The sequence below is a fragment of the Streptomyces sp. SPB162 genome, from assembly GCF_029504575.1.
Lineage (GTDB): Bacteria > Actinomycetota > Actinomycetes > Streptomycetales > Streptomycetaceae > Actinacidiphila.
In genome coordinates this window covers 4257777-4269479 of sequence record NZ_JAQFII010000001.1, presented here as the reverse complement: position 1 = coordinate 4269479, position 11703 = coordinate 4257777, and the positions used below count along the sequence as shown (strand labels likewise).

At 72.2% G+C, this 11703-nt stretch carries 9 protein-coding genes and 1 pseudogene; 3 read left to right on the top strand and 7 right to left on the bottom strand.

Going from position 1 to position 11703, the window contains the following annotated elements; genetic code table 11:
• Positions 1 to 34: 34 nt before the first annotated feature.
• The 7 genes and pseudogenes from tmk to M2266_RS19495 all read right to left on the bottom strand — a co-directional run bounded on the left by tmk (position 35) and on the right by M2266_RS19495 (position 10302).
• Positions 35 to 3188, bottom strand: a pseudogene (tmk, locus tag M2266_RS19525) (dTMP kinase).
• A gap of 90 nt (positions 3189 to 3278) precedes the next feature.
• On the bottom strand, positions 3279 to 6113 hold the full coding sequence (gene topA / locus M2266_RS19520) for a type I DNA topoisomerase (RefSeq protein ID WP_277439344.1): 2835 nt from the start codon (positions 6111 to 6113) through the stop codon (positions 3279 to 3281).
• Positions 6114 to 6285: 172 nt separating this feature from the next.
• The gene (locus M2266_RS19515) at positions 6286 to 6480 is read right to left on the bottom strand and encodes a hypothetical protein (protein ID WP_277439343.1); all 195 of its coding nucleotides are present in this window, start codon (positions 6478 to 6480) and stop codon (positions 6286 to 6288) included.
• A 115-nt stretch (positions 6481 to 6595) separates the two neighbouring features.
• Positions 6596 to 7393 (bottom strand): ABC transporter permease, encoded by a 798-nt coding sequence (locus tag M2266_RS19510; RefSeq protein WP_277439342.1) that lies wholly within the window; start codon positions 7391 to 7393, stop codon positions 6596 to 6598.
• 10 nt (positions 7394 to 7403) lie between these two features.
• Positions 7404 to 8186, bottom strand: coding sequence for an ABC transporter permease (locus M2266_RS19505; RefSeq protein ID WP_277441271.1), 783 nt, complete (start codon positions 8184 to 8186; stop codon positions 7404 to 7406).
• Positions 8186 to 9232, bottom strand: a complete 1047-nt coding sequence (locus tag M2266_RS19500) for an ABC transporter ATP-binding protein (RefSeq protein ID WP_277439341.1) — start codon at positions 9230 to 9232, stop codon at positions 8186 to 8188. The genes M2266_RS19505 and M2266_RS19500 overlap by 1 nt, the downstream gene beginning before the upstream one ends.
• 71 nt (positions 9233 to 9303) lie before the next feature.
• Positions 9304 to 10302: a helix-turn-helix domain-containing protein gene (locus tag M2266_RS19495; protein WP_277439340.1), complete on the bottom strand. Its 999-nt coding sequence runs from the start codon at positions 10300 to 10302 to the stop codon at positions 9304 to 9306.
• A gap of 116 nt (positions 10303 to 10418) precedes the next feature.
• Between M2266_RS19495 and M2266_RS19490 the strand changes: the two genes are divergently transcribed.
• The 3 genes from M2266_RS19490 to M2266_RS19480 all read left to right on the top strand — a co-directional run bounded on the left by M2266_RS19490 (position 10419) and on the right by M2266_RS19480 (position 11678).
• Positions 10419 to 10868 carry a TM2 domain-containing protein gene (locus M2266_RS19490; protein WP_277439339.1) on the top strand — a complete coding sequence of 150 codons (450 nt, stop codon included), beginning with the start codon at positions 10419 to 10421 and terminating at the stop codon, positions 10866 to 10868.
• Entirely contained in the window at positions 10861 to 11271 is a 411-nt protein-coding gene (locus tag M2266_RS19485; protein ID WP_277439338.1) for a DUF2752 domain-containing protein, read from the top strand. Before M2266_RS19490 ends, M2266_RS19485 begins: the two co-directional genes overlap by 8 nt.
• 143 nt (positions 11272 to 11414) lie before the next feature.
• Positions 11415 to 11678 carry a TM2 domain-containing protein gene (locus tag M2266_RS19480; RefSeq protein WP_277439337.1) on the top strand — a complete coding sequence of 88 codons (264 nt, stop codon included), beginning with the start codon at positions 11415 to 11417 and terminating at the stop codon, positions 11676 to 11678.
• Positions 11679 to 11703: the final 25 nt, after the last annotated feature.

The following is an 11703-nucleotide window of genomic DNA, read 5'->3' as shown; positions in this document are numbered from 1 at the left end:
CAGCGTCGCGCGCCGCTCCCGCCCGCCGGGCCCCCTACCGGCGCCGCTTCGGGCCCTTCGGACCCTCGTCCTCGTCGTTGTGGGAGCCCAGGAGTTCGTCCGCCAGGGTGGGGAGGTCGTCCAGGGGGGTTTCCTCGGCCCAGTCGGAGCGGGGGCGGCGGGACGGCGGGGCCGCGTCGGGGTTGATGGCGGGGAGTTCGCGGGTGCGCTCGTTGTCCGGGGTCTCCGGGCGGAAGAAGGACGGCGGGACGCGGTCGGTCGGGCTGCTGTCCCGGGCGGTGGGCTCGGGGCGAACCGGCGGCAGGACCGCCGTCTCATCGGCCGGGGCTGCCGGCTTCTTCGCGGCCGCAGGCCGGACCGGCGGCAGGACGGCTGTCTCGTCCGCGGCCGAGGCCGGGACCGCGGGCAGGACCGCCGTCTCATCGGCCGGGGCTGCCGGCTTCTTCGCGGCCGCAGGCCGGACCGGCGGCAGGACCGCCGTCTCCTCCGCGGCCGAGGCCGGAGGCTTGGGGACCGTCGGGAGGACGGTGGTTTCGGCGTCCGGGGCCTTGGGGGGCCGGCTTCGGCGTCTGCAGGGTCTGCGTCGTGTTGCCGGCTGCGGCAGCCGCCGCAGCCGCCGCGGCTGCGGCCGCTCGGGCCTCTTCGGCACGGCGCAGGGCGTCCTCGGCCTTGCGCTGCTTCTCCAGGCGGCGGGCCTCGGCCTCGGCGCGGAGCCGGGACTCCTCCTCGGCCTGGCGGCGCAGCCGGTCCTGCTCCGCGGCACGGGCGGCCGCTTCGGCGGCGAGCCGGAGCCGTTCCTCCTCGGCGAGGCGAGCCGCTTCCTCGGCGCGCAGGCGGGCCGCCTCGGCCTCCTGCTCGGCGGCTTCCTGGCGGGCGGCCTCCTCGGCGAGACGCTGCCGCTCGGCCTCCTCCTCGCGGAGGCGGGCGAGCTGCGCCTGGCGTTCCGCTTCGAGGCGGGCTTCCTCGGCGAGCCGGGCAGCCTCTTCCTCGGCGCGGATGCGGGCGGCCTCCTCGGCCTGCCGGCGGGCCTCCTCGCGGGCCTCGATCTCCTGCTGGGAGAGCGGCAGTGCCTGGTCGAGGCGGTGCCGTACGACGGTGGTGACCGCCTCGGGCTCCTGGGACGCGTCGATGACGAGGTAGCGGGACGGGTCGGCCGCGGCGAGGGTCAGGAAACCGGCACGGACCCGCTGGTGGAATTCGGCCGGCTCGGACTCGAGCCGGTCGGGAGCCTCGGTGAAGCGCTCGCGGGCGGCCTCGGGCGAGACATCCAGGAGCACCGTCAGGTTCGGGACGAGTCCCGCGGTGGCCCAGCGCGAGATGCGGGCGATCTCCGTGGGTGCCAGGTCGCGGCCCGCGCCCTGGTAAGCGACGGACGAGTCGATGTAGCGGTCGGAGACCACGACGGCGCCGCGTTCCAGGGCGGGACGGACGACGGAGTCGACGTGCTCCGCGCGGTCGGCGGCGTACAGCAGCGCCTCGGCCCGGTGGGACAGCCCGGCGGACGATACGTCCAGCAGGATCGAGCGCAGGCGCTTGCCGACGGCGGTCGCGCCCGGTTCGCGGGTGACGACGACCTCGTGGCCCTTCGCGCGGATCCACTCGGAGAGCGCCTCGACCTGGGTGGACTTCCCGGCGCCGTCACCGCCCTCTATGGCGATGAAGAAGCCGGTGGGGTGGGGCGCCGCGGCGGGCTCGCCGCCGCGCAGCGCCTCGCGCAGGTCGCGGCGGAGCGGCACGCCCTGGCGGTCGTCGGTCTTGCCCAGCACGAGCGCGGCGACCGGCAGCAGAAGGGCGCCGATCAGCATGAGCGTGTAGGCGGCGCCGCCGTGCTGGAAGGTGAAGTGGCCGTTGGCGAGGCGGTGCGGGCCGATGAGTCCGGCGAGCACCGGGGCGCCGATGGCGGCGACGGCCACCGCGACGCGGACGACGGCGTGCAGGTGGTCGGTGGTGCGCGCGCGGCGCTGCTCCTCGGCCTCCTGCTCGATGAGCAGGTGACCGGTGTTGGCGGTGACGCCGGCGGCCGTGCCGGCGAGGCCTGCCAGCAGCAGGACGGTGGTCTGGTCGGGGACCAGGCCGGTGAGCAGCAGCGCGAGGCCGGTGACGGCGATGGCGATGGCCAGCAGCCGGCGGCGCGACAGGGCCGGCAGGATGCGCGGTCCGACCCGGATGCCCAGGACCGTGCCCGCGGTCAGTGCCAGCACGAGGAGCCCGAAGCCGACCGGGCCGAAGCCGAGGTCGAGTGCGTGCAGCACCGCCAGCGCGACGGCGGCGGCGATCGAGCCGGCCACGCCCGCGGTGGCCAGGACGAGGAGCGGGAGGGCCCCCGTGCGGCCGCGCTCCGAGCCGTCCGGTCCCTTGGGGAGCCGGAGGCCTTCGAGCGGGGAGTGCGGGCGGACGGTCGTGCTGTCGGGCAGTTCCAGGAAGTACAGGACGGCGATGGACGCGGAGAACAGCCCGGCGGCGACGTAGGAGGAGAGCGCGACCTGGTGGAGGTCGAACCAGTCCACGCCGAGGGCGAGCAGGCTGTTCAGCAGGGTCACGACGAGGAGCGCGGCCGCGGCGATCGGCAGGGCGACGAAGCCGGTGCGCAGGTCGAGGCGGTGCAACGTCGCCAGGTGGTCGGGGGCGGGCCGCACGGCCGTGTCGCCGGGGGTCGGGACCGGGAGCAGCCCGGGGGCCGCGCCGTCCTTGGCGACCGTCCACAGGCGTTCGGCGATCCCGACCACGAAGGCGGTGACGAGCAGCCAGACGACGGCGGAGGACGGGACCCAGGTGATCCACAGGGGAGCGACGATGAACAGCGCCAGCCGTACCCCGTCCGCGCCGATCATGGTCCAGCGGCGGTCCAGGGCGCCGGCGGTCGCGGTGAGCGCCGACAGCGGGCCGAGCAGCACGGCGCCGAAGAGCAGGGTGGACACCAACCGGACGCCGAGCACCGCGGCGACCGCGAAGGACGCGCCCCGGTAGCCGCCGCCGAACGACCCGTCGAGCACGGCGGCCTGCACCGTGAGCCAGATCAGTACCAGCATGCCGAGCCGGTCGGCGATGCCGCCCGTGAGCTGGGCACTCCACAGCTTCCGCAACTGCGGGATCTTCAGCAGGGCACCGACCGCCCGCTCGCGCGAGTCCGCCGCGAGGTCTCCGGCGAAAGCGTCGGTCACGTCCCTTGGCCGCTCGATTCGCGTCATTCGGACAGCCTATCCGGAGCACGGAAATCCATGACCCCCCGCCCGAACAAATGGGCGGAGGGTCATGGAGGCGTCCGAAAGACGGCGGGGTTATTCGGTGGTCTGCGCCGCCGTGGTCTTCTTCGCCGGTGCCTTCTTGGCCGTGGTCTTCTTCGTCGCGGTCTTCTTGGCGGCCGTGGTGGTGGTCTTCTTCGCCGCGGCCTTCTTGGCGGGGGCCTTCTTCGCCGGAGCCTTCTTCGCGGTCTTCTTCTTCGCCGGGCCCTTGGCACGCTTCTCGGCGAGCAGCTCGTAGCCGCGCTCCGGCGTGATGGTCTCGACGTCGTCGTCGGTCCGCAGGGTCGCGTTCGTCTCGCCGTCGGTGACGTACGGGCCGAAGCGGCCGTCCTTGACGACGACCGGGCGCTCGCTGACCGGGTCGGTGCCCAGCTCCTTGAGCGGCGGCTTGGCGGCGGCGCGGCCGCGCTGCTTGGGCTGCGCGTAGATCGCCAGCGCCTCGTCGAGGGTGATGTCGAAGAGCTGGTCCTCGGTCTCCAGGGAGCGCGAGTCGGTGCCCTTCTTCAGGTACGGGCCGTAGCGGCCGTTCTGCGCGGTGATCTCGACGCCCTCGGCGTCCGTGCCGACGACGCGCGGCAGCGACATCAGCTTGAGCGCGTCGGCGAGCGTCACCGTGTCGAGCTGCATGGACTTGAAGAGCGACGCGGTACGCGGCTTGATCGCGTTCTTGCCGGTCTTCGGGGTGTCCTCCGGCAGGACCTCGGTGACGTACGGGCCGTAGCGGCCGTCGCGGGCGATGATCGGGCGCCCCGTCTCGGGGTCGGTACCCAGCTCGAAGTCGCCGCTCGGCTTGGCGAACAGCTCCTCGGCGTACGCGACGGACAGCTCGTCCGGCGGCAGCTCCTCGTGGACGTCGGCGCGCTGGTGGTTCTCCTCGCCCTTCTCGCCCCGCTCGATGTACGGGCCGTAGCGGCCGACCCGCAGCACGATGCCCTCACCGATGGGGAAGGAGGAGATCTCCCGGGCGTCGATGGCGCCGAGGTCCTCGACGAGCTCCTTGAGGCCGCCGAGGTGGTCGCCGTCGCCGTTGCCGGCGTCGGCCGCCGAGGCCTTGGCCGCGGTGTCGTCGCCGCCGAAGTAGAAGTGCCGCAGCCACGGCACGGCCTGGGCCTCACCGCGGGCGATGCGGTCGAGGTCCTCCTCCATGGAGGCGGTGAAGTCGTAGTCGACGAGCCTGCCGAAGTGCTTCTCCAGCAGGTTGACCACGGCGAAGGAGAGGAAGGACGGCACGAGGGCCGTGCCCTTCTTGAAGACGTAGCCGCGGTCCAGGATCGTGCCGATGATCGACGCGTACGTCGACGGGCGGCCGATCTCGCGCTCTTCGAGCTCCTTGATCAGCGAGGCCTCGGTGTAGCGGGCCGGCGGCTTGGTGGCGTGGCCGTCGACGGTGAGCTCTTCGGCGGTCAGCCCGTCGCCCTCGCTGACCTGCGGCAGCCGCCGCTCACGGTCGTCGAGCTCGGCGTTCGGGTCGTCCGCGCCCTCGACGTAGGCCTTCATGAAGCCGTGGAACGTGATGATCTTGCCGGAGGCGGAGAACTCCGCCGCGCGGCCGTCGCTCGACGTGCCACCGATCTTGACGGTGACAGAGTTGCCGACCGCGTCCTTCATCTGGGACGCGACCGTACGCATCCAGATCAGCTCGTAGAGCCGGAACTGGTCGCCGGTCAGGCCGGTCTCCGCGGGGGTGCGGAAGCGGTCGCCGGAGGGGCGGATCGCCTCGTGCGCCTCCTGCGCGTTCTTCACCTTGCCGGTGTAGACACGCGGCTTCTCCGGGAGGTACTCGGCTCCGTAGAGCTGGGTGACCTGCGCGCGGGCGGCCTTGATCGCGGTCTCCGACAGCGTCGTGGAGTCCGTACGCATATAGGTGATGAAGCCGTTCTCGTACAGCTTCTGCGCCACCTGCATCGTCACCTTGGCGCCGAAGCCCAGCTTGCGCGAGGACTCCTGCTGCAGAGTCGTGGTGCGGAAGGGGGCGTACGGCGAACGGCGGTACGGCTTGGACTCGACGCTGCGGACGGCGAAGGCGCTGTCCGCGAGCGAGGCGGCCAGCGCGCGGGCGTTCGCCTCGTCCAGGTGGAGGACGGTCGCGTTGTCCTTGAGTCGCCCGGTCGACGCGTCGAAGTCGCGGCCCTGAGCGATACGGCGGCCGTCGACGCTGGTCAGACGGGCCGAGACGGTCGACGGGTCGGAGGCGTCACCCGTGCGGCCGGTGGCGAAGGTGCCGCTGAGGTCCCAGTACTCGGCGGTGCGGAACGCGATGCGCTCGCGTTCGCGCTCGACGACGAGCCGGGTGGCGACGGACTGGACACGGCCGGCCGACAGGCGCGGCATGACCTTCTTCCACAGGACCGGCGAGACCTCGTAGCCGTAGAGGCGGTCGAGGATGCGGCGGGTCTCCTGGGCGTCGACGAGCGGCTTGTTCAGCTCGCGCGGGTTCGCGACCGCGGCCTGGATGGCTTCCTTGGTGATCTCGTGGAAGACCATCCGGCGGACCGGGACCTTGGGCTTGAGGACTTCCTGCAGGTGCCAGGCGATGGCCTCGCCCTCGCGGTCCTCATCGGTGGCGAGGAAGAGTTCGTCGGACTCCTTGAGCAGGTCCTTGAGCTTCTTGACCTGCGCCTTCTTATCGGCGTTGACGACGTAGATCGGCTCGAAGTCGCTGTCGACGTTGACGCCGAGGCGCGCCCACGGCTGGCCCTTGAACTCCGCCGGCACTTCGGCGGCCCCGTTGGGGAGGTCGCGGATGTGCCCGACGCTGGCCTCGACCACGTAGCCCGGGCCGAGGTAGCTCTTGATCGTCTTCGCCTTGGCAGGCGACTCGACGATGACGAGTCGGCGGCCGCTCTTTGCGGTCTCGCGGGTCGGGGACAACTTCGCTCTTCTCTCCGGGTCGAAGGGGGTTCGCTGCGGAGTGTGACCGTACATCCCGGTCCCATGTCAAACGCGAAAAGTCCGCAACGCCACTCGAACGGTAACCCGACAACCGTCATCCCTGCCGCACGGCCCGACCGCTCTGTCCGTTTCCAGGCCGCGTGACATGCGCTTATACCTGTACGAGACACCAGACGCCGGTGAGCAGCGAGACCGCTCCGAAAAGAACGGTCAGAACGGCCCCCGCCGGGCTGTCGCCCTGGGTCACCGGCGCCCGTCCCGCCGTGCGCGCTCCCGCCCAGACCAGGAGCGCCACCCCGAACAGGGCGAAGACCGTTCCGGCGAACAGCGCGGGTGTGCTCTCCATGACCGTCCCCTTCTACGTGACCTGCCCCACGGCCTGTCGCGGCTCGTGCCGGAGACTCGCACCCCCGTACGGCGTCCGGGCGAACCCCGGGTGAATGGAGACCGTCAACCGAGCGCTACATCACATCCAGCGTGGCTCGTTTGCGACTGCCGCGCTCGAAGATCCGCAGCAGGACGACGGCCAGCACCGTGTACCCGGCGGCCACCACCAGCTCCGCCCCGACACCGGGCAGCGCCGACCGCCAGGCGCCTCCGGCGGCGAGCGTGCGGGCGGCCCCGGTCGCGTGGGTCAGCGGCAGCAGGTCGCCGGCGGTCCGCATCCAGGCGGGCAGCGTCCCGCGCGGCACGTTCGCGCCGGTGAGCAGGAGCAGGACGGCGCTCGCGACGTTCGACACGAGGAAGACGTCCCGGAAGCGCAGCCCGAGCGCGCCCAGGGTGATCCCGAAGGCCGAGCACGACAGGGCGGCGGCCGCGATCGCAGCGGCGAGCCCGGGCAGGGCGGCGGCCGGGATCCGCAGCCCCAGCAGCAGCGTTCCCGCCACGAGGGTGAAGGCCGTGACGAACAGACCGTTGACGACGTAGGGCAGCGCACGGCCGGTCCACAGGGCGGTCCTGCTGCGCGGGCTGAGCAGCACCGCGCCGAGCGTGCCGTAGCGGCGTTCGTTCGCGACGGCCATGGTGCCGCCGTAGACGCAGGCGGTGGACGAGGCCAGCACCGCGTTGCCGAGGATGTAGAAGCGGTCGTCGGCGACGGCGAGCTGACGGCCCAGGAAGGTGAAGAAGACCAGCTGGAACAGCGGCCCGGCGAGCAGGGTGCCGATGAACATCGCGGGCGAGGTCCAGTTGAACAGCGCCCGGTAGGAGAGGGTGCCGCCGACCACGACGAGGCGTGCGGTGCGGGTGAGGTGACGCATGGTCGGCTCCTTACGTGAGGGCGAGGGTGGCCGCCGCGCGGGCGCGGCGTTCGACGCGGGTGAGAGTGAGCAGGGCCGTCAGCAGCCAGAGCGCGCCGACGCCGAGTCCGGTGAGCATCGGCGTGACGACCTCGCCCCCGGCGGTCGCGGCGTGCACGGCGCGTGCGCCCCAGGTGGTGGGCAGTGCCCAGGACAGCGGACGGGTCCAGGTGGGCAGGACGGTGATCGGCACGAGCATCCCGGAGAGCATCCAGACGGGGTGGTCGAGCGGGTTGGCCAGCGCGTTCGCGTTGCGCAGCAGCACGAACGTCGAGGCCAGCAGCATCCCCATCATGCCCAGCGACAGCACGCACACCGGGACCGCGACGAGGAAGAGCAGCGGGTGCGCGAAGGTCAGCGGCACCCCGTAGAGCAGGGTGCCCCACAGCAGGGTCGCGCCCATCGCGTACGTGCCGACGACGGCGGTGGCCAGCGTGATCGGCAGGAGGATCAGGCCGAGCGGCGCGGGCGCGGCCACCAGGGTCTCCAGCGTGCCGAGCCAGCGCTGGTTCTGCACCGCCCCTCCCGAGCCGAACAGCACCGACGACCAGATCCCCATCAGGCCGGCGCCGACGGACGCTTCCAGCAGCCGGTCGGGGTGGTCCGCGGCCCGGAAGAGGTAGACGGCCAGCGTCGCGTAGACGATCGGGACGATGACGGCGAAGGTGATCTCCAGCGGGGAGCGCGACATGTAGGAGACGTGCGTGCGGACGCCGACCGCGATGAGGCGCAGCGCCCTGCGCGTCGCGCGCATCACGCGACCACCTGGGAAACACCGGCAACACCGGCAGCACCGGCGACACCGGCGACACCGGCAGCACCGGCAACGTCTTGAGCAGCTTCCACGATCGCCACATAGGCGTCCTCCAGGGTGGGTTCGCGGTCGCTGATCCGGCCGAGGCGGACACCGTCGAGGGCCCCGAGCACGGGCCCGTGCAGATCGGCGTCCCGCTCCGCCTGGACGGTCAGCACCTGGACGTGGCCGCGGTCCTCGACCGCGACGCCGCGTACGCCCGGCAGCGCCCGGATCGCCGCCAGATGCGTCTCGGCCGCCCCGTACGCCTCGATCTCGGTGACCGCGCGCTCCTGGACGCGCGCCTTCAGCCGGTCCGGGGTGTCGAGCGCGCGGATCTCACCGCCGGCGATGACGGCGATGCGGTCGCACAACTCGTCCGCCTCCGCCATGTAATGGGTGGTGAGCAGCACGGTCGTGCCGCCGGCCCGCAGGTCCGCGACGGTGCGGCGCAGCTCGCGGGCGGCGACCGGGTCGACACCGATCGACGGCTCATCGAGGAACAGCACCTCGGGCCGGTGCAGCAGTCCGCGCGCGATGTGCAGCCGCTGGCGCATGCCGCGCGAGTAACCCTCGACGCGTTCGCGCTTCCGGTCGGTGAGGCCGGTGAGGTCGAGGAGTTCGGCGATCCGGCGCTTCTGCTCACGGGGTTCGACGCCGTACAGCTCGGCGAAGTAGCGGAGGTTGTCGTATGCGGAGAGCCGCTCGTACAGGCCCCGGTCGCCGCCGAAGACGTAGCCGATCCGGCGGCGCACCGCGACGGGGTCGGTGGCGACGTCGTGGCCCAGGACACGGGCCGCGCCGCCGGTGGGCAGCAGCAGCGTGTTGAGCATCTTGATGGTGGTGGTCTTGCCCGCGCCGTTGGGGCCGAGCAGCCCGAACAGCTCGCCGCGCCGCACCTGGAAGGTGACACCGCGGACGGCCTCGGTCTCGGTGGTGCGCGGGCGCAGCCATCCGGTGCGGGAACGGTAGGTGCGCCGCAGTTCGTGCGCGTCGATTGCCAGCATGCGGGCGACGCTACGAAGCGCGGTGGCCGCCGGCGACTGATTCGGTGGCCCCCGAATCGTCGCCCCCGCGCTCACACGACGGCTCTCAGCACGTTCTCCCCGCTGAGCAGCGCGAGCAGCGCCCGGCCGGTGTCCGTGAGCTGGTAGTAGACGTTGCGGCCGACCCGGTGCCGGCTGACGACGTCGGCCTCGGCGAGCACGGACAGGTGCTCCGAGACCGTCGAGGGCGCCAACGCCAGCCGGTCGGCGAGGCCGGCCGTGGTGAGCGGCGCGGCCAGCTCCCGCAGCACGGTGGCCCGGCCGCGCCCGAGCAGCATGCCGAGCCGGTCATCGGCACGTTCCTCCGGCTCGTCGCGCAGCGCACCGGCGCCGCGGGCCTGGAAGGAGACGGCCATGACGCCCGGGTCGTCGGTGGAGTACAGCCGGCAGCCCTCGGCGAAGACCAGCGGCACCAGCAGCAGGCTGCGCTCCCCCGCCCGGTAGTCGGCCTCGATGTGCTTGGTCAGCTCCAGGATCGGCGGGTTCCACCGGGCGCGGGCCTCCAGGCCGGCGAAGAGCGCGTCGACGCCTTCGGTGGCGAACGTCCGGGCCCGGATGAGGACCTCGTCCTCGACCAGCCGGCGCATGACCGGCCAGTGCGGTTCGAGGACGGCCTGCCAGTAGGCGGCGTAGGCGTCGGCGAGTTCGCCGCAGGCGCGCCTCGGATCGTCACGGTACGGGCGGTACAGCTCGGGCGGCCCGTCGGGGAAGTGCTCGGCGATCTGCTGCTTCACCGTCTCCGGTGCGGTGGCCCGCAGGACGTCCAGCTCGGCCTCGATCGCGGTGGTGCCGAGCGGCCGCGGCAGCATGAAGTCGGGGAAGTTCAGCGGGCCCTCCAGCAGGGCGCGCAGCGGCCACGTCCGGTGGTCGGCCGCCAGTACGTGCCGGGCCCGGCCGACCCATTTCCGGTACGGCCAGGAGGGTTGCCGGTCCGGCTTCGCCAGGTGCAGGCTGCAGAACGCGTCCCACAGCGGACTCATGGCGATGCGCGTGCGTCCGAGCGACGCCTCGTCGAGTTCTATGCGGATCACCCCCGCATTCTGCCCCGGGCGGGACGAGCACTCGGGCGAGCTGGAAAGATGTGCGGCGTCGACCGCAACCGATGTGTCCGACGCCCGACGTTACTCAGCAGGGGGAGCCACCCGCCATGTCCGACCAGAACCCGTACGGCCAGCCGCAGGACCCGCAGCAGCCGGGCGCGGCATACGGCTACCCGCAGTACGGCCAGCCGCAGCAGCCCCCGCAGAACCCGTACGGCCAGCCGGCCGGCGGCCAGCCCGGCTACGGCTACCCGCAGCAGCCGGGCATGCAGCCCGGTTACGCGCAGCCCGGCGCGTACACCGGCGACCCGGCCGCGCCCTACGGCTACGACCCCTACGGCCGCCCGTACTCCGACAAGTCGAAGGTGACGGCGGGGCTGCTCTCGCTGTTCCTGGGCGGCTTCGGCGTGGGCCGGTTCTACACCGGCCACATCGGCATGGCGCTCGGCCAGCTCTTCACCCTCGGCGGCTGCGGCATCTGGTCGCTGATCGACGGCATCATCCTGCTGACCGGCAACAACAACACCGACGCCCAGGGTCGCGTTCTGCGTGGCTGAAACCCGCCTGCGACCGCCCGCCGGCCGGGTGCGACGTCTCGTCTCGCACCCGGCCGCGGTCCCGCTCGCGCTCCTCGCGGGCGCCGGTTACCTGTGGACCACCAACCCGCACGAGCCGGGGCACCTCTTGCCGCGCTGCCCGTTCAACTGGGCGACGGGGCTGCTCTGTCCCGGATGCGGCGCGACGCGCATGGTCTATGACCTGATGCACGGTGATTTGCCCGGCGCGTTCCACGACAACGCCGCCCTGTTCCTCTTCGCGCCCATGGGCCTTTTCCTCTACGGCCGTTGGCTGGCGGAGGGCCTGCGCGGCCGGGTGTACCGGCCGGTTGTCCCGGGCCGGTACCAGGCGGTCCTCATCGGCGCGGCGTTGCTCTGGGGTGTCCTGCGCAATATCAATTAGCGCGCATCTGATCACGTTTTCATGAAGTCCGGCCGAATGATGTGACTCTTGGTAGGCGTTGCTGCCAGGATCAGGCCACGCATCGGGGGGCGGAGCACCTAAGCACGTCCCAGGTGTCTCGTCCCCTAAGCAAGGAGCCATCCATGGCCACGCCCACGCCCGACGCACCGTTCGGTTACGACCCCCAGGGCCGTCCGCTGTCGGACAAGTCCAAGATCACCGCGGGCCTGCTGCAGCTCTTCCTCGGCTCCCTCGGCATCGGACGTTTCTACACGGGTCACACGGGCATGGCCCTCGGCCAGCTCTTCACCCTCGGCGGCTGCGGCATCTGGTCGTTCATCGACGCCATCATCTTCTTCACCAGCAAGGACCGGACCGACTCCAACGGTCGTGTCCTGCAGGGCTGATCCCGCTCAACGCCCTGCCTCGGCC

What these genes read in the sequence shown, in the direction of transcription:
- M2266_RS19490 (WP_277439339.1), top strand. Translation starts at nt 10,419, where the DNA reads ATGTCCGACCAGAACCCGTACGGCCAGCCGCAGGACCCGCAGCAGCCG.
- M2266_RS19505 (WP_277441271.1), bottom strand. Translation starts at nt 8,186, where the DNA reads ATGCGCGCGACGCGCAGGGCGCTGCGCCTCATCGCGGTCGGCGTCCGC.
- M2266_RS19510 (WP_277439342.1), bottom strand. Translation starts at nt 7,393, where the DNA reads ATGCGTCACCTCACCCGCACCGCACGCCTCGTCGTGGTCGGCGGCACC.
- M2266_RS19500 (WP_277439341.1), bottom strand. Translation starts at nt 9,232, where the DNA reads ATGCTGGCAATCGACGCGCACGAACTGCGGCGCACCTACCGTTCCCGC.
- M2266_RS19515 (WP_277439343.1), bottom strand. Translation starts at nt 6,480, where the DNA reads ATGGAGAGCACACCCGCGCTGTTCGCCGGAACGGTCTTCGCCCTGTTC.
- M2266_RS19480 (WP_277439337.1), top strand. Translation starts at nt 11,415, where the DNA reads ATGGCCACGCCCACGCCCGACGCACCGTTCGGTTACGACCCCCAGGGC.